We start from the raw sequence: 18,341 nt of genomic DNA, 5'->3' as shown, positions 1-18,341 counted from the left end.
GCGATGTCAACTTATGAAGCTGGTCAGTTTGATGTAATCGTGGTCGGGGCCGGACATGCAGGGGTAGAAGCTGCCTATGCTGCCGCCAATCGTGGTGCGAAAACATTAATGTTAACAATGAACTTAGATATGATTGCCTTTATGCCTTGTAATCCATCGATTGGCGGACCTGCAAAAGGAATTGTCGTAAGAGAAATCGATGCATTAGGTGGACTGATGGGGAAAGTTATCGACAAAACATATATTCAGATGAGAATGCTTAACACGGGTAAAGGGCCTGCTGTTCGTGCATTACGTGCGCAAGCAGACAAACCATTATATATTCAGGAAATGAAGAAAAGACTCGAACAAACAGATAATTTAACGATGCGTCAAGGCATGGTTGAAAAATTAGTAGTGGAAGACAATCAGGTAAAAGGTGTTATTACAGAGACAAAAGCATTGTACCGTGCGAAAACCGTGATCATTACAACCGGTACATTTATGCGTGGTCGTGTTCTGATTGGCGATATTTCCTACGAAAGTGGACCGAATAATCAACGTGCCACTATTAAATTAGCGGAAAACTTAGAAGAACTCGGATTTGAGCTGGTACGTTTCAAAACAGGTACACCAATGCGTGTAAACAATAAGACAGTTAATTATGAAAAAACCGAAATTCAGCCAGGCGATGACAATCCGCAGCACTTTTCTTATGAGACGACCGAAGCGATTCTCGATCAAATTCCTTGTTGGTTAACGTATACGAATGAAAAGACGCATGAAATTATCAACGAGAATTTAGGCTTATCTGCTATGTATTCTGGGATGGTTAAAGGTACTGGACCACGTTATTGTCCGTCTGTTGAAGATAAAATTGTCCGATTTCATGATAAACCGCGCCATCAAGTGTTCTTAGAACCAGAAGGCCGTGATACGGAGGAAGTCTATGTACAAGGCTTGTCTACTTCGTTACCGGAATTTGTGCAACGTGAAATTCTACGTACAGTACCTGGTTTAGAGGAAGCAGAAATTATGCGGGCTGGTTATGCAATTGAATATGATTCTGTCGTACCAACACAGTTATGGCCGACGCTGGAAGTGAAAAATATTGAAGGTCTGTTCACAGCTGGCCAAATCAATGGTACTTCTGGATACGAAGAAGCGGCAGGTCAAGGGATGATGGCTGGAATTAATGCTGCAGCTAAAGCATTAGAGAAGGAAACACTAATTTTAGATCGTTCACAAGCGTATATTGGCGTACTGATCGATGATTTAGTAACAAAAGGAACAAATGAACCATATCGTTTGTTAACGTCTCGCGCAGAATACCGTTTACTGTTGCGTCATGATAATGCCGATATCCGATTAACAGAGATTGGTCACCAAATGGGCTTAATTTCTGATGAGCGTTTCGAACGTTTTGAGGAAAAGAAACGGTTAATTGAAGAAGAGAAAGAACGTTTAAGCAATGTCCGTCTGAAACCGACCGAAACATTACAACAGTTAATGGAATCAATTGGTGGCACAAGATTGAAGGACGGTATCTTAGCTTATGATTTATTAAAACGGCCAGAAGTGACGTATGCTATTATTGATCAAGTTGCCCCTGCTGAGAAAGAATTGGCAGCAGATGTCAAAGAACAGGTTGAGATCCAGATTAAGTATCAGGGTTATATTACCAAGTCGAATCAGCAAGTTGATCGTATGAAAAAAATGGAGAACAAACTCATTCCAGACCACATCGATTATGATGCGATTAGTGGAATTGCAACGGAAGCAAGAGAAAAATTGAAAACAGTCCGTCCATTATCTGTTGCACAGGCATCCCGAATTTCAGGGGTTAATCCTGCCGATGTGTCCATTTTGTTAGTATATATAGAGCAAGGAAATGTAGCGAAAGTATCGAACGAATAAACGGAGGAGTAGCAATGAATCTTCAATCCTTTCAAGACCATCTTCATCAGCATGGTATAGAGATTACAGATAAGCAATTGCAGCAATTTGAACGCTATTTTGAACTATTAGTCGAATGGAATGAAAAAATGAATCTGACGGCTATCACGGAGAAGGAAGAGGTCTATGCGAAACACTTCTATGATTCGGTAACTGCTGCATTTTATTTCGATTTTACAAATGAATTTCATTTATGTGATGTAGGTGCGGGGGCAGGGTTCCCCAGCCTCCCACTCAAAATTCTTTTTCCACAAATCAACGTTACCATTGTCGATTCCTTGAAAAAGCGGATCACGTTCTTAAATCATCTTGCTTCTGAATTAGAATTAGAAGGGGTAAGCTTTTACCACGACAGAGCGGAACTTTTTGGTAAAAATGAGAAATTCCGACATAAATTTGATGTCGTCATGGCTCGTGCAGTAGCAAGAACATCGGTGTTATCAGAACTCTGTTTACCATTACTCCACACGAATGGAACCTTTATAGCCTTGAAAGGATCACAGGTCGAAGAAGAACTGACGGAAGCGGAAGATGCTATTGAGTTGCTAGGCGGTAAACTAAGAAGTATTGAACATTTCGCATTACCAGAGAATAATGGGGATCGAAACATTGTTATTATCGATAAAAAACGAAAAACGCCGAAAAAATTCCCTCGGAAACCAGGTGTACCGAATAAAAACCCTCTATAAAGAGAATTTTTAAAAATAAATAATATTTTTTATCGCTTTTTGCGATTTTATGATAGAATAGGATTAACAGATTACTAGTTATGTTCCACGTGAAACAATTGGGATATAAAACGGCTTCGATGACTTGCTTAAATCCTGGTTTTAAGCAAGTTTTCCCATTTATACACTGTAAAAATGGTGAAAACTAGTTGCAATTATATATAAGTCCAATCTTGGTTAAGCAGAAAAAGGTGGTGTTGTTTATGTTACACCCATTTGGTCGAATATTCGGATTAGGTGATAAAGAAGAGGAATTAGTAGAAAATGAAGAAAGCATACAAGATGAAGTTGTTTTCCTTAACATTGATGCTATTGAAGCTAATCGTTATCAGCCTAGATCCATTTTTAATGAAGAGAAAATCAAAGAATTAGCGCAAACATTACATACTCATGGTATGATCCAGCCGATCGTCGTTCGTCCGATTGAGGATGAAGAAGATAGATATGAGATTATAGCAGGGGAACGACGTTGGCGTGCAGCAAATAGCTTAAATTGGGAGAAAATCCCGGCTATTATCCGTGACATGACAGATAAGGAAACGGCTTCTGTTGCATTAATCGAAAATTTGCAACGTGAGGAATTAACTGTAATCGAAGAAGCAACGGCTTATCAGAAGCTAATCGAAATGCATGAATTGACACAAGAAGCCTTGGCTCAACGATTAGGCAAGAGTCAGTCAACCATTGCAAACAAAATGCGCTTATTGAAGTTACCGCAAGAAGTGCAACAAGCTATATTGCAAAAGGCGATTACAGAACGTCATGCAAGAGCGTTAATTGTGCTGAAATCAGAAGAAGCACAAGTAAAAGTATTAAAACAAATTCTTGAGAAAGAATTAAATGTAAAGCAAACAGAGGCTTATATCGAGCGACTGATGACAGATAAGAAGAAACCAAAAAAGCCTCGTTTGAAAGGAATAAACAAGGATATGAGGATTGCGATGAATACAATCCGGCAATCGTTAGACATGGTATCGGATACTGGAATAAATCTTGAGACAGATGAACAGGATCATGATGACTATTATCAAATTACGATCAAAATTCCTAAGAAATAGTAACTATTCGTTTTACCCATCTTTAACACTCTGAAAGATGGGTAGTTTTTTGCCAAATCGAGACTGTCGTAAGGTTATAAACAAAGTGTCTAGCAGATCTGCAAGATTTCGTCTATGAATCTATTAATAATATCGTCCTATTTATTAAGAAAATAGAAAAAAATTTATAGATTGTGTGCATTTAGTGATAGAATATAAGGAAAAGAAGCAAGAGGTAGGTGACATCATGGGAAAAATAATAGCCGTAGCAAACCAGAAAGGTGGCGTCGGTAAAACAACTTCGTCTGTTAACTTAAGTGCTTGTTTAGCACATCTTAATAAAAAAATATTAATTGTTGACATAGATCCGCAAGGGAATTCCACTAGTGGGGTAGGGATCAATAAAGCCGATGTCAGTCACTGTATCTACGATGTTTTGGTCGATGATATTGAGGCAGAAAATGTGTGTGTACAAACCGATATTGATAACCTTGATATTATTCCCGCGACTATTCAATTGGCAGGAGCAGAAATTGAGTTAGTTTCTACTATTTCACGTGAAGTAAGGTTAAAGAAAGCGTTAGATAGTATCCAAGATCAATATGATTATATCATTATTGATTGTCCACCTTCTTTAGGACTGTTAACAATTAATGCACTAACCGCTTCGGATACAGTGATTATTCCGGTGCAGTGTGAGTACTACGCATTAGAGGGGTTAAGCCAATTATTGAATACAATTCGCCTCGTTCAGAAGCATTTAAATAAAGAATTGATGATTGAAGGCGTACTTTTAACAATGTTGGATGCCAGGACTAATCTAGGCTTACAGGTAATTGACGAAGTGAAGAAGTATTTTCAAGATAAAGTGTACAATACAGTCATTCCGCGAAATATCCGATTAGGTGAAGCGCCAAGTCACGGACAACCAATTATCACATATGATTCCAAATCAAGAGGTGCAGAGGTGTATCTAGATTTAGCGAAGGAAGTGATAGCAGATGGCTAGAGGATTAGGTAAAGGTTTGGATGCATTCTTCCCGGAAGTCGAAGAACAGGATTCGGATAAAATTGAGCAGGTAGAGTTAAATAAATGCCGGCCTAATCCGTATCAACCGCGTAAAGTATTTGAAGCAGATGCGATCGATGAATTAAAGGAATCTGTTTTGCAGCATGGTATTTTACAGCCATTAATTGTTCGAAAAAGTATTAGAGGCTATGAAATTGTCGTAGGTGAAAGACGTTATCGTGCTGCAAAAGAGGCTAATCTAGAGACCATCCCAGTCATCATTAAAGAGTTAACAGACGAGCAAATGATGGAATTAGCCTTATTGGAAAACATCCAACGTGAGGATTTAACTCCAATTGAAGAAGCAACCGCATATGATCGTCTCATTAATGAATTAGGAACGACACAGGATCAATTGGCAAAACGGTTAGGCAAAAGCCGGTCACATATTGCTAATTTAGTGCGATTGTTAAGCTTACCTGAGGCTGTAATTGCGCAGATTAATCACGGGGCTATCTCAATGGGGCATGGCAGAGCGTTATTAGGATTAAAGGATAAAAACAAAATAAAACCAGTAGTAAATCGCATCACTTCGGAAAAACTAAACGTCCGACAAGTAGAACGGTTAATCAATGAACTCAATAATCAGCAACCAACGAAAAAGAAAAAAGTGAGAAAAGATATTTTTATTACAGAGAAAGAAAACCATTTAAAAGATTACTTTGGAACCAATGTTTCGATTAATAAAGGTAAACGCAAAGGAAAAATCGAAATTGAATTCTTCTCTGATGATGATTTGAATCGTATCTTAGAGATGATGGAATAAGAAAAGTCTGATTGTTTGCCTCGCAAATAATCAGGCTTTTTCATGGTATGGAAACGGATAAGGACCAGGGGTAAGATAGTAGTGAACGGTACTTAAAATTGAAAAAAACCCTGTAATATCGATTATGTGACGAGAAAGCTTACTACGAAGCGATATCAGCAGAAGCAGACACGAATTAACTGGACCTTCAGCTCGCGAGGAGTCTTCACATATTTCCTATGACTAAAGGAAATTCTACAATGTTAGCTGCAGTGTTAATAGCAGTGCTAGCACATGAATATTTCAAAATTACTATAAAGATAGCTAACAAAATCCATATTACAGGCAGCTCTAGAATCGGATTAAGTCAAGTTTAACTTAACATGGACTTTTCCCAATGAGTCGTTACACATAAAATTTTTCAAGGAACGCAGAATAGGAGAATGAAGGCTTTTGTCAGTTTTGGCGACAGTTATTTTTCTTATGTGAAAAGCAGATGAGGTGGACATAAAGATGGCATTATTAGGGACGATCGTAAATGGTATATGCATAATTGCAGGAACATTAATTGGCCTTATTTTTACGAATATTCCTGATCGGTTGAAGACAACAGCGATGCAGGGAATTGGATTGATTGTTACCATAATTGGAATCCAGATGGCAATACAAGCGGACAATATTATTCTGATTTTGATAAGTATTTTAATCGGTGCAATGATAGGAGCAGGCATTCATCTGGAAAAGAATTTAAATATAGCAGGTCACCAGCTCGAGAAATTAGTTAGTAAAAATGGAAATTCTGAGCTTACAGAAGGATTTATAACAGCGACATTAATTTTTGTAGTAGGTGCCATGTCTATCGTAGGCGCATTGGATGGGGGACTTCGTGGTGATCACGAAGTATTATACACGAAAGCATTTTTAGATGGTTTTATGGCAATGGTGTTAACATCCACACTAGGTTATGGTGTGATTTTCTCCGTCATTCCTGTTGTCCTGTATCAAGGCTCCATAGCCCTATTGGCAGTACAAATTAATAAATGGGTACCACAGACAGTGCTAGATGGCTTTATTAATGAAATAACAGCTATTGGTGGCCTGTTTATCCTAGCGATTGGCTTAAATATCCTTGATATTACCAAGATTAAAATAGGAGATTTTCTACCAGGTATCTTTATTTTTATTATCTTTTATTTTGGCTATTCCTTTCTATTTTAGTAGAAAGGAATTTTTTTTCATACCTTTGTCCATCTGTGCATATTTTTAATATATCTAAAGCTTTTGTTGGAGGCAGAGATATGTGGAAATCAGGTATGAGATGGATGTTTTTAATAGTAGGGACGATGGTCGGTGCAGGGTATGCATCGGGCAGGGAGTTATGGCAGTTTTTTGGTCATGAAAGTGGACTAGCCATCATCTTATTTACGATTCTATTTATCTGTGCTATTGCCATTATGATGAAGGTCAGTTTTCAATATCAAACAACCAATTATTATGCATTACTGGAGCTGATCTTAGGGAAGAAAATTGCCCGTTTTTATGATATATTAATTTTCTTTTATTTAATGTCGACAACGGTGATCATGATCGCAGGGAGTGGAGCAACGTTCGAAGCCTTTCATGTATCTAAATGGGTAGGTATTGGTTTTATAGTGCTATGTATTATTTTAATTTTTCTGAGGGGGATTCAAGGCGTTTTAACGTTTAATGTGATCATTTTGCCCCTATTAATTATTGGTCTCATGTCGATCCTTATCGTGTATACGATTGATGAGCAATTAACCTATATTTTATCATTGGATCATCAAGCAAACTGGACGGCTGCATTTACTTTTACGGCACTAAATATTTTGTCTATATTAGCTGTTTTGGGAGCGGTAGGGGACAAGATCAAATCGAATGGAGAAATCATTATTGCCAGTGTTGGAAGTGGGTTAATATTAGGGGTAATCTCATTCATTTATAATAACAGCTTAATTCAAATATCTGAGGTTATTATTTTATATGAAATCCCCCTGTTTGCCATATTAAAGAATTACCCTAGTTATACGTATATTATTATGTCCGTATTGCTTTGGTTTGCTATCTTTACGACTGCGATTTCAGGTGTGATGGGGCTGGTAACAAGGGTCCAGGAATTCTTTCAGCATCATATGTGGAAAATAGCACTCGGCTTACTGCTTATTTTGACACCATTGACTAATATTGGTTTTTCAACGTTAATTGCTTTGTTGTACCCGATTTATGGTATCGTAAATTTGTATTTACTCTGTGCTATCTTACTATTTCCTTTTTATAAGAAAATCTAATATAATGGAGAGAGATTGTGTAAGATAGAGGTGATAACATGGAGCGTAAAGACTTTCAGTTGAATGATGTTGTCGAAATGAAAAAGGCCCATCCGTGCGGGGAGAATCGTTGGCAGATAATTCGTATGGGGATGGACATTCGTATTAAGTGTCAAGGTTGTGGCCATAGTGTCATGTTACCACGTAAACGTTTTGAGCAAAAGATGAAAAAGGTACTGGAGCGTCAAGACTAATTCGTTGAAAAATGTTTCACGTGAAACAAATTGCTTTTTTTACTATTGTACACCGCCAGAAAATCATATTCTTTGTATAGAAAAAGTACTAAATCAAGGGTCTGAATCCCTTGATTTTTGTTTTTTAATAACTTGTCTTTTAAGAGAAGTATCACTATAATTGTTATGACAGATACGTTCATATGGACGGAATCCTTAAGGAGTGAAAGATTACATGGCATTAACAGCTGGAATCGTTGGATTACCTAACGTGGGTAAGTCAACTTTATTTAACGCGATTACACAAGCAGGTGCAGAATCTGCAAACTATCCCTTTTGTACAATTGACCCCAATGTAGGGATTGTAGAAGTACCTGATACACGATTACAGAAGCTAACAGAATTAGTCAATCCGAAGAAAACAATCCCAACCGCATTTGAATTTACCGATATTGCAGGGATTGTAAAAGGTGCAAGTAAAGGGGAAGGACTAGGTAACCAATTCCTTTCACATATTCGTCAGGTAGACGCTATTTGCCACGTTGTTCGTTGTTTCCAAGACGAAAATATTACACACGTTTCTGGAAAAGTCGATCCGATTTCCGATATTGAAACGATTAATCTAGAGCTAATCCTAGCAGATTTAGAGAGCGTTTCGAAACGAATTCAACGTGTTGAAAAGATGGCAAAACAGAAAGATAAAGAAGCGATGGCTGAATTCGAAGTACTTGCGAAATTGCGCGACGCGTTTGAAGAGGAAATACCAGCGCGTGCTGTATCATTTACAGAAGAACAGCAAAAAATCGTGAAAGGTTTACATTTATTAACGAGTAAATCCGTATTATATGTTGCCAATGTTGGTGAAGATGAATTGTTAGAAGCGGATAATAATGAATATGTACAGCTGGTGAAAGATTTTGCTGAGAAAGATGAAGCGAAAGTTATTGTAGTAAGTGCGAAGGTAGAATCTGAAATTGCAGAATTAGACGGTGAAGAGAAGGAAATGTTCCTGGAAGAATTGGGGATTGCTGAGTCAGGGTTGGATCAGTTGATTAAGGCAACTTATCAATTACTTGGATTAGCTACTTACTTCACTGCAGGTGTACAGGAAGTACGTGCATGGACATTCCGTAAAGGGATTAAAGCACCTCAGGCAGCAGGAATTATCCATAGTGACTTTGAGAAAGGTTTTATTCGTGCTGAAACCGTGTCCTATGATGATCTAGTCGAAGCAGGATCAGAACAGGCTGCAAAGGAAAAAGGAAAAGTGCGTTTAGAAGGTAAGGAATATTTAGTAAAAGATGGAGATGTCATGCATTTCCGATTTAATGTATAACGTATAGCGGGATCACCTGTCTTGATGCAAATAATGTTTGCATTTACAAAACATTATTGGTATAATATTTTATTGTGAGTAATGAGATAATTACTCCTTGCTCTATTGAAATAATAGGGCCGCCAAGACCAAAAGGAGGTGTAAACGGATGAATAAGTATGAAATCATGTACATCGTCCGCCCAGATATCGAAGAGGAAGCTCAAACAGCGCTAATCGAGCGTTTCAATGGATTCCTTACAGGTAACGGTGCGGAAATCGAGAAAGTTGAAGAAGTAGGTAAGAAGCGTCTTGCTTATGAGATCAACGACTACCGTGATGGTTATTACGTATTAATCAACTTTACAGGTGATGAAACAGCTATCAATGAATTCAATCGTCAAGCGAAATTCTCTGATGATGTAATTCGTTACATGGCAATTCGTGAAGACGATCAATAATAAGGAGTGGTTCTGATGTTAAATCGTGTCGTACTTGTCGGCAGGTTAACCAAAGATCCTGACTTACGTTATACGCCTAATGGTGTAGCCGTAGCTAATTTTACCGTGGCTTGTAACCGTCCTTTCTCTAATCAGCAAGGGCAACGAGAAGCAGACTTTATCAACTGTGTTACATGGAGAAGGCAAGCAGAAAATCTTGCAAACTACATGGGCAAAGGAAGTCTCGTCGGTGTAGACGGTCGTATTCAAACTCGTAGTTTTGATAATCAAGAAGGTCAGCGAGTCTTCATGACGGAAGTAGTTGCAGATTCGATTCAATTCTTGGAGACAAGAAATGGATCAGGTGGTGGCCAAGGTGGACAACCTAACAACCAAGAATCTCAAGGCTATAACCCAAATCAGAACCAACCGAGTCAAGGAAATCAAAATCAATTTAATCATAATAATAACAATAATAATCAAGGAAATAGCGGTAACGATAATCCATTCCAAGATAGTGGAGAACCTATCGATATTTCTGATGATGATTTACCATTTTAATCTGAAGGAGGTTTTTAATTATGGCAGCTCGTCGTGGTCGCGCAAAGCGTCGTAAGGTGTGTTTTTTCACAGCGAACGGTATTACACACATCGACTATAAAGATGTTGATTTATTAAGACGTTTCGTTTCTGAGCGTGGAAAAATTCTTCCTCGTCGTGTAACAGGAACTTCTGCAAAATACCAACGTAAATTGACGAAAGCAATTAAACGTGCACGTCAAATGGCGTTATTACCGTATGCAACTGAATAATACTTGTATCGGTTTAAAAGAGCTTGGAGCAAATATGCTTCAAGCTCTTTTTTTGTCAGAAAGGATATAAGTATAGTCACAGCAGTGATCATATGGTACATGAAGTTTATTTCCTATAATATTATAAGAAAATTTACTGAGATTTGTATTGTTTAGGTGGAAAGGAACCAAAAGAGAGAGAAGTACATCGAGATTTGTATTGTTTAGGTGGAAAGGAACCAAAAGAGAGAGAAGTACATCGAGATTTGTATCGTTTTGGTGGAAAGGAACCAAAAGTAGGGAGCAGTACATCGAGATTTGTATCGTTTAGAAGGGAAAGGAACCAAAAGAGGGGAGCAGAGCATCGGGATTTGTATCGTTTTGGTGGAAAGGAACCAAAAGTAGGGAGCAGAGCACGGAGATTTGTATCGTTTAGAAGGAAAGGAACCAAAAGTGGGGAGCAGTACATCGGGATTTGTATCGTTTAAAAAGATAGGAAACAAATGTATAGGTAATGCCGTCTAATTTTGACTGTTTGTATAGATCGGTACCATAGCCAACACATAGACTCTCATGGGACGCACAGGTGCTGAAGTTTCACTTTGTGCCTGCTAGTATCGCTCCGAAGTAAGCTTCCTCAACACAAGGCTATTATATTGCTGCTAAGTGCATATGACATTCATCCTAATACAAAGAACGTTTATATAATTCTGTATCTAAAAAGTTCGTGAATGATTTGTTAAATCCGAATAATAGACATGTTTTACCGTTAAATATCATTAAAAACACGAATAATATACGAACTTTTTAGTGGTTTCGTATTGACATTATTGGTCAATTTGCTATGATAGAGAAAACTTCTTTTAAGAAGGGATAGTTTAGATAGAGGTGTCGAAATTTTCTTACACATTTCTATTTATTCTAATTTAAAGATGCTATAATAGTTATAATCAATGGAAATAGGTTTATAAGTGAAATGTTTCACTTATAATGTTTTTTTTGCTTTACAGGACTATATAATTTTGGAGGGGACAACTTTGGCGTTTAAAGTATTAATCAGTGATCCATTAAGTGAAGACGGAATTCAACCATTACGAGAAGCTGGCAATGTAGAAGTGGACGTGAATACAAGTTTATCACCAGATGAACTAGCAGAAATAATTGGCGAATACGATGCGTTGTTAGTCAGAAGCCAAACAAAAGTAACACGAGATATTATTAGTCAAGCAACCAATTTAAAAATTATTGGTCGTGCTGGTGTCGGTGTCGATAATATCGATTTAAGCGCGGCTACGGAATATGGTGTCATTGTAGTAAATGCTCCAGATGGTAATACGAATTCAGCAGCGGAACATACAGTAGCAATGCTTATGTCTCTCGCACGTAAGATCCCGCAAGCATATTTAGCATTAAAGAATGGTAAATGGGATCGTAAGACACACGTTGGTGTAGAGTTAAAAGGAAAAACACTTGGTGTTATCGGTATGGGACGTATCGGTGCAGAAGTGGCAGCACGTGCTAAGGGACAACGCATGAATGTGATTGCCTATGACCCATTTTTAACAAAAGAAAGAGCAGATAAATTAGGCGTTGATTTTGGATCGGTAGAAGATGTTGTGGTAGCAGCTGATTTTATCACGGTTCACACTCCGCTTATTAAAGAAACGACACACTTACTTAACAAAGATGCCTTCAGTAAAATGAAAGAGGGCGTTCGTATTATTAACTGTGCGCGTGGCGGTATTATTGACGAGGAAGCCTTATATGATGCGATTCAATCTGGTAAGGTAGCAGGAGCAGCACTTGATGTATTTGAAGAAGAACCTGCAACGGATCATCGCTTATTGGAGCTTCCGGAAGTGATTGCAACACCTCACTTAGGTGCAAGTACAGTAGAAGCACAAGAGAATGTGGCCATCGATGTAAGCCATGATGTTGTCCGTTACTTAACAGAAGGTGTAGCAAAAAATCCAGTCAACCTGCCATCTGTGCCGAAAGAAGTATTAAACAAAATCGAACCATACTTCCACCTATCAGAGAAATTAGGTTCTTTCCTGACATATCTGACAAGTGGTGTGATTGAGGAAATTAACATTTCTTACTCTGGTGAACTGAATGAATTAGACGTAGCGCCTTTGACACGTAATACCATTAAAGGTCTATTAAAACGCCACCTAGGTGACCATGTAAATGATGTTAATGCTTCTTATTTGGCAGAAAAACGTGGTATTCAGGTGAAAGAGAGTAAATCTTCTACACCAAAAGGGTTTACGAACTTGCTAAAAGTAGAAGTGAAGACAAAGAATGTAACACGTTCTGTTGCGGGTACCTTATTAAATGGTTTAGGACCTCGTCTTGTACAAGTAGATGCATACAGTGTCGATGCTGTACCTGAAGGAAACCTCGTTGTTATTAAACACAATGACCGTCCAGGTGCTATCGGTAAAGTAGGGACGTTATTAGCACAAAGAGAAATCAATATCGGTGCAATGCAAGTAGGCCGATCTGGTGTTGGCGGCGAAGCAATCATGATCTTGAGCGTAGACAAGAATCTAGAAGATGCAGATATTGAGGCACTACAACAAATAGAAGAAATCGAAAAATTAACAGCAATGGAATTATAATAATGAAAAAAGAGTTCTTTCCCATGATGAAAGAGCTCTTTTTTATTTAAAGTGTGGGTTCTGATAATATGGATTATGCTAGCCATCGCTAGCCAAGCATGCATATTGAGTTATTTATTGTGCTGGGATATCGATTCGGTCAACCACTTCGCGTCCTGCGGGTAACGGCTGAAGCTAGTCTACTACCCGAAATACCCCTTTGCTGTCTTGCGCCGAGGAAGACTACTTCGAAGCTTTACTAGAAGACACAGGTGCAGACGTTGTGGATCTTCAGCGCCTGCCTGTCCCGCGGGAGTGTACGATGGTTGACCTACGCTAGGATGGGAGCTCTACAACTTTTGGAATTGCTAGCATATTGAGTGCACCATAAAAATCAGCTTTTGAATAACATAATGTTTAGAACCACTGCTTTTTGCTGTTCCAATAATTGTAGCACTTCCCTTAAGCGTAAGAAATAGGCTGAGACTCCCGTGGAATCAGCGCGAGCTGAAGATTCACTTAGTTTGTTCCTGCGTCTGCAAGTATCGCTTCGAAGTGAGCTTCCTCGGCACAAGGCAGCAAGGAAGTAAATCAAGTAGTAGCCTAGCTGAAGCCGTGCCCACAGGACGCGGAGCCTATTTCTGGAGCTTTACTACGCAGACAAAACATTTTAAAATCGCCAAATCGCCATACTGCTACACTTTACATAATCCATATTAAAGGAAGTAGTCTATTCTCATGCAACAAGCAGATAGCTGTTATGTCAACAGCGAATAAAGCTCTGTTAAATGCTTAATTTCATACGTTGGCTGTACGTCATTTTTTGTTTTGTTGTCGCGGTTGATCCATACACTTTTAATACCAGTACGGTTCGCACCTAGAATATCGGTCATTAAATTATCGCCAACCATCAATGCTTGTTCAGCAGATACACCAGCAGTTTCCAGAACATGCTCGAAAATAGTTGGATCTGGCTTGCCTTTTCCGAAATCACCAGAAATAACAATATGATCAAAGTAAGGCTTTAGCTCCGGTGTGATCATTAACTTGGTGTTCTGTAAATCAGGTGAACCATTGGTAAGCATAATTAGCTGGTAATCCCCCTGTAACTTTGTCAGTACTTCAAAGGTTTCTTCATAAACAAACGGGTTCTTCTTCCGGTGTAATGGGAACTGTTCTGCAAGATAAGCGCCAAACGCTTCATCCTCAATTCCAAGCTGTTTTAATCCATTTGTCCAAGCTTCTTTTCGGTAATTTGGCACAATGTCAGCCATTTTTTGAAAATATGTATGATCATCCAGGAAGTTGCCCCATAGTCCTTCGAATGGGTTAATCCCAATCAGTTGTGTAAAAGAATACGTCTCATAACCTTGGTATAAGGTACGTGCTTCTTCACGCACGGCTTCTTCTAGTTTTTCCGAGTCTACATCGTATTTTTCCTCTGCTTCTTTACACGTTTCCTCGAATGCTGTTTTGACACTCTTTTTATCCCACAAAAGTGTATCATCGAGGTCAAAAATTATTGTCTTAATCATTGCTTCATCCCCCTCTAAACGGTTCTCCTTACATTATAATAGAAATTGGTGATTATGAATAGAAGAGCTTTAATTTGTCGTGGATATATCGATCGTATATAATGAGGATAGTAAAAGTGTACGAGGTAAAAAGCACAGCGCTTTGTAGCTGTGCTTTTTCCATCAAATAAAGGAAGAAAAGGTGGAATGTATGAAGCAACAACCACTAAAAAAAGATTTTTATATAAATATTATCAGCTTTTTGCTGTTACTGTTGATCACGATCCTGATCCCGCCAATTCAAATCTTCACGGTATTCTGCTTGCCAATTCCGATCATTTTACTCATGAAAGCATACGGTTTGAAAAGAACAAGTGTGGTAATGGCGATATTACTTGTGACCTCCATGTTCGTAGCTCCGGTATTATCTTTTCCATTAACTGCTTTAGCATTGATCAGTGGTGGTATGATAGGCTGGTCCATTAACCACGGACAACATCCTTATGAGACATGGGCGAAAGGGACAGCCGGTTTTGTATTAGGTTTGGTTCTGATTTACGCCTATATAGAATTGATTTTACAAGTTTCGATTATGTCGAGCTTCGAAAACACGATGGATCAATCATTGCAAATGACGGAAGAATTATTCCAAGGTCTAGGTGCTGGAGAGCAGAACTTTGATTTAATTCGTGAACAGATGACAAACATGCTACAGTTGTTACCGGTATTTCTGGTAGCTGTATCGATGGCGCTTGCCATTATAACACAGTGGATATCCTACAAAGTAATCAACAAGGTGTATAAGCAACCACTTTCTTTTCCACCTTTTCGTCTTTTTCGTTTGCCGAAGATTATCTTATGGATCTATTTTCTAACGTTAATTGTGTCCTTATTCGTTGCGGGTGATTATTCGACTTTACCATCAGTAGCAGTATGGAATGTGTACCACTTAGCAGGGCTTATTATCGCACTGCAAGGTTTGTCGTTTATTTTTTATTACACGCATGCGAAGAAGCAATCAAAAGCATTACCAATTATCAGTATATTGGTTCTCGTGTTTTTTCCATCAATAGGTCTTTATTTGCTCAGAATCTTAGGTATAATTGATTTAGGATTTGATTTACGAAACAGAATGGCAAAGTAACGGGTAATTTAGTTAGGAGCTGACAACTATGCCAAAGTTTAAAGAGAAGCCAGTTAAAATGGGACGGCATATTATCGGAATATATCTACTTTCTTTTGTATTGCTTGTCTTTTTATTTTATTATCATTGGATCATTGGTTTGATCATGACTGTCTTCTTTACGTTGTCCTTGTACTACAGTATCAAGCGAGAACGAGCACTGGTGAACCAGACAGAGGAATATATTTCGACGCTTTCGTATCGGGTGAAGAAAGTAGGCGAAGAGGCATTGCTGGAAATGCCAATCGGGATTATGCTGTACAATGATGATTATCAAATCGAATGGGCAAACCCGTATATGAGTAAGTTTACGAAAGCCTATACCTTAGTCGGAGATAACCTTGAAGTTTTATCAGGCGATATTATTAGCAAATTGAAGGAAGATAAAGAAGTATTTTGGTTATCCATTGAGGACTATGATTTCCAAGTGTACAACAAAAAGGATGAACGCTTGTTATACGTATTTGACCGAACGAAGCAGACCGAGCTTCATCAGCTGTATCAAAATGAAAAAACAGTATTAGGTATCATTTTTTTAGATAACTATGAAGAAATTACTCAAAATATGGATGATACAGCAAAAAGTCAAATTAACTCTCAAGTTACTTCGATATTAAATAATTGGTGCAATAAACATGGTATCTATCTGAAGCGGACGTCTTCAGAACGTTTTCTGGCTGTGATGAACCAACAGATTTTAGCCAACTTGGAGAAGTCCAAATTTGAAATATTGGACGATGTACGGGAATTGATTTCGGATAAGAATGTACCTCTGACGCTAAGTATTGGAATTGGTATTGGCCATGAGACATTACCGCAATTAGGTGAATTAACACAATCCAGTCTTGACTTAGCATTAGGTCGAGGTGGGGACCAGGTCGTTATCAAGGATGATGATTCTGGTAAAGTACGATTCTATGGGGGCAAAACCAACCCTATGGAAAAACGGACTAGAGTGCGTGCTCGTGTTATTTCACATGCTCTGAAGGAATTGGTCAAAGAAAGTGATCAAGTACTCGTCATGGGTCATAAATCGCCTGATATGGATGCAATTGGTGCCGGTATCGGTGTATTAAAAATTGCACAGGCGAACGATGTAGAAAGTTTTATCGTCTTAGATGAACAGGATATTGATACAGGTGTTCAGCGTCTCGTCGATGAAATCAAGGAAGATGATGAGTTGTGGTCGTCCTTTATTGATCCGGATTCTGCCCTGGATATTGTAACCAAAGATACGTTATTAGTGATCGTAGACACGCATAAACCGTCGCTGGTCCAAGAAGTGAAACTGATTAATAAAACCGATCATGTAGTAGTAATTGATCATCACCGTCGTGGTGAAGAGTTCGTTGATCATCCGACATTAGTCTATATGGAGCCTTATGCCTCGTCTACGGCGGAATTAGTGACAGAACTCTTAGAATACCAGCCTAGCCAGTTAACCTTAAATATGTTAGAATCAACTGCATTATTGGCAGGTATTATTGTCGATACGAAAAGCTTTACGTTACGTACGGGCTCACGAACCTTTGATGCCGCCTCCTATTTACGGTCCAAAGGTGCGGATACCGTACTTGTTCAGAAATTCTTAAAAGAAGACTTGGATATATATGTGAAACGAAGCAGATTAATTGAAAATACGAAGATTTATCGTGAGAATATTGCCATATCAGTTGGGAATTCAAGGGAACCCTATGGTCCGGTTGTGATAGCACAAGCGGCGGATACGTTGTTAACGATGACCGGGATTGAGGCGTCCTTCGTGATTTCCGAACGTGAAGATGGACGAATCGGCATTAGTGCCCGATCCCTTGGCAAAGTTAATGTACAGATCATCATGGAAAAAATGAATGGCGGTGGTCACTTAACGAATGCCGCGACACAGCTCGATGATTTAGCAGTGATTGATGCTTACGAATGGCTGAAAGATATTATTGATGAGTACTATGAAGGAGGAGATTCGGAATGAAAGTTATTTTAACAGAAGACGTAAAAGGAAAAGGTAAAAAAGGCGAAGTAAAAAACGTATCAGATGGTTACGCGAGAAACTATCTGTTGAAAAATAACTTAGCAGTGGAAGCCAACCAAGGAAATATGAAGGCGTTAGATGCACAGAAGAAGAAAGAGAAACAGCTAGAACAAGAAGAAGTAGATGAAGCCAAACAATTGAAAGAAAAGCTGGCAAGCATCGAAGTGAAATTAACAGCGAAATCAGGAGATGGTGGTCGCTTATTTGGCTCCATTACAAGTAAACAAATCGCAGAACAATTAAAGAAAGATTACAGTATCAAAATGGACAAACGTAAAATTGAGTTAGATCAACCAATTCGCGCATTAGGTTATACTAATGTACCAGTGAAAATTCATCCTGAAGTAACAGGTACTATTCGCGTTCATGTAGAAGAAGCATAAGGATGAGGGAAGTTAATGGCTTCCCTTTTTTTTCGAATATGTCAGGAAA

Annotated in this window: 17 protein-coding genes; 16 read left to right on the top strand and 1 reads right to left on the bottom strand. The window is 38.5% G+C overall.

What is annotated here, in order from left to right:
* Positions 1-3 precede the first annotated feature (3 nt).
* The 13 genes from mnmG (at position 4) to serA (ending at position 13,204) form a co-directional block, all read left to right on the top strand.
* Positions 4-1,896 carry a tRNA uridine-5-carboxymethylaminomethyl(34) synthesis enzyme MnmG gene (mnmG, locus tag MUN87_RS13635; protein ID WP_244740992.1) on the top strand — a complete coding sequence of 631 codons (1,893 nt, stop codon included), beginning with the start codon at positions 4-6 and terminating at the stop codon, positions 1,894-1,896.
* A gap of 14 nt (positions 1,897-1,910) precedes the next feature.
* Positions 1,911-2,624, top strand: a complete 714-nt coding sequence (gene rsmG / locus MUN87_RS13630) for a 16S rRNA (guanine(527)-N(7))-methyltransferase RsmG (RefSeq protein WP_244740990.1) — start codon at positions 1,911-1,913, stop codon at positions 2,622-2,624.
* Between the two features lie 242 nt (positions 2,625-2,866).
* On the top strand, positions 2,867-3,721 hold the full coding sequence (gene noc, locus MUN87_RS13625) for a nucleoid occlusion protein (protein WP_244740989.1): 855 nt from the start codon (positions 2,867-2,869) through the stop codon (positions 3,719-3,721).
* 226 nt (positions 3,722-3,947) lie between these two features.
* Complete coding sequence (locus MUN87_RS13620; RefSeq protein ID WP_244740987.1) at positions 3,948-4,709, top strand: ParA family protein; 762 nt, start codon at positions 3,948-3,950, stop codon at positions 4,707-4,709.
* Entirely contained in the window at positions 4,702-5,535 is an 834-nt protein-coding gene (locus tag MUN87_RS13615) for a ParB/RepB/Spo0J family partition protein (protein WP_244740985.1), read from the top strand. Before MUN87_RS13620 ends, MUN87_RS13615 begins: the two co-directional genes overlap by 8 nt.
* Positions 5,536-6,027: 492 nt before the next feature.
* Positions 6,028-6,732 (top strand): DUF554 domain-containing protein, encoded by a 705-nt coding sequence (locus MUN87_RS13610; protein ID WP_244740984.1) that lies wholly within the window; start codon positions 6,028-6,030, stop codon positions 6,730-6,732.
* An 80-nt stretch (positions 6,733-6,812) separates the two neighbouring features.
* A complete protein-coding gene (locus MUN87_RS13605; RefSeq protein ID WP_244740982.1) occupies positions 6,813-7,823 on the top strand; it encodes a YkvI family membrane protein in 1,011 nt (336 codons plus the stop codon).
* A 38-nt stretch (positions 7,824-7,861) separates the two neighbouring features.
* Entirely contained in the window at positions 7,862-8,056 is a 195-nt protein-coding gene (locus MUN87_RS13600) for a DUF951 domain-containing protein (RefSeq protein WP_244721974.1), read from the top strand.
* A gap of 214 nt (positions 8,057-8,270) precedes the next feature.
* Positions 8,271-9,371, top strand: a complete 1,101-nt coding sequence (ychF, locus tag MUN87_RS13595; RefSeq protein ID WP_244740980.1) for a redox-regulated ATPase YchF — start codon at positions 8,271-8,273, stop codon at positions 9,369-9,371.
* 148 nt (positions 9,372-9,519) lie between these two features.
* Positions 9,520-9,810: a 30S ribosomal protein S6 gene (gene rpsF / locus MUN87_RS13590; RefSeq protein WP_244740977.1), complete on the top strand. Its 291-nt coding sequence runs from the start codon at positions 9,520-9,522 to the stop codon at positions 9,808-9,810.
* 15 nt (positions 9,811-9,825) lie between these two features.
* The gene (gene ssb / locus MUN87_RS13585) at positions 9,826-10,350 is read left to right on the top strand and encodes a single-stranded DNA-binding protein (protein WP_244740974.1); all 525 of its coding nucleotides are present in this window, start codon (positions 9,826-9,828) and stop codon (positions 10,348-10,350) included.
* A gap of 20 nt (positions 10,351-10,370) precedes the next feature.
* Positions 10,371-10,601: a 30S ribosomal protein S18 gene (gene rpsR, locus MUN87_RS13580; protein ID WP_244740973.1), complete on the top strand. Its 231-nt coding sequence runs from the start codon at positions 10,371-10,373 to the stop codon at positions 10,599-10,601.
* Between the two features lie 1,016 nt (positions 10,602-11,617).
* Entirely contained in the window at positions 11,618-13,204 is a 1,587-nt protein-coding gene (serA, locus tag MUN87_RS13575) for a phosphoglycerate dehydrogenase (protein WP_244740971.1), read from the top strand.
* 737 nt (positions 13,205-13,941) lie between these two features.
* Here the strand turns inward: serA and MUN87_RS13570 are convergent.
* Positions 13,942-14,718, bottom strand: a complete 777-nt coding sequence (locus tag MUN87_RS13570) for an HAD family hydrolase (RefSeq protein ID WP_244740969.1) — start codon at positions 14,716-14,718, stop codon at positions 13,942-13,944.
* Between the two features lie 190 nt (positions 14,719-14,908).
* Here MUN87_RS13570 and MUN87_RS13565 point away from each other — a divergent pair, with 190 nt between their 5' ends.
* From MUN87_RS13565 to rplI, 3 genes are read left to right on the top strand one after another with little or no spacing between them, the layout of a single operon-like run.
* On the top strand, positions 14,909-15,841 hold the full coding sequence (locus MUN87_RS13565; RefSeq protein WP_244740967.1) for a YybS family protein: 933 nt from the start codon (positions 14,909-14,911) through the stop codon (positions 15,839-15,841).
* Between the two features lie 28 nt (positions 15,842-15,869).
* A complete protein-coding gene (locus MUN87_RS13560; RefSeq protein ID WP_244740964.1) occupies positions 15,870-17,849 on the top strand; it encodes a DHH family phosphoesterase in 1,980 nt (659 codons plus the stop codon).
* A complete protein-coding gene (gene rplI, locus MUN87_RS13555) occupies positions 17,846-18,292 on the top strand; it encodes a 50S ribosomal protein L9 (RefSeq protein ID WP_244740963.1) in 447 nt (148 codons plus the stop codon). Before MUN87_RS13560 ends, rplI begins: the two co-directional genes overlap by 4 nt.
* The last annotated feature ends 49 nt before the right edge of the window (positions 18,293-18,341 follow it).

This window comes from Gracilibacillus salinarum, from assembly GCF_022919575.1.
GTDB lineage: Bacteria > Bacillota > Bacilli > Bacillales > Amphibacillaceae > Gracilibacillus > Gracilibacillus salinarum.
This window is presented reverse-complemented; position numbering and strand designations above follow the sequence as displayed.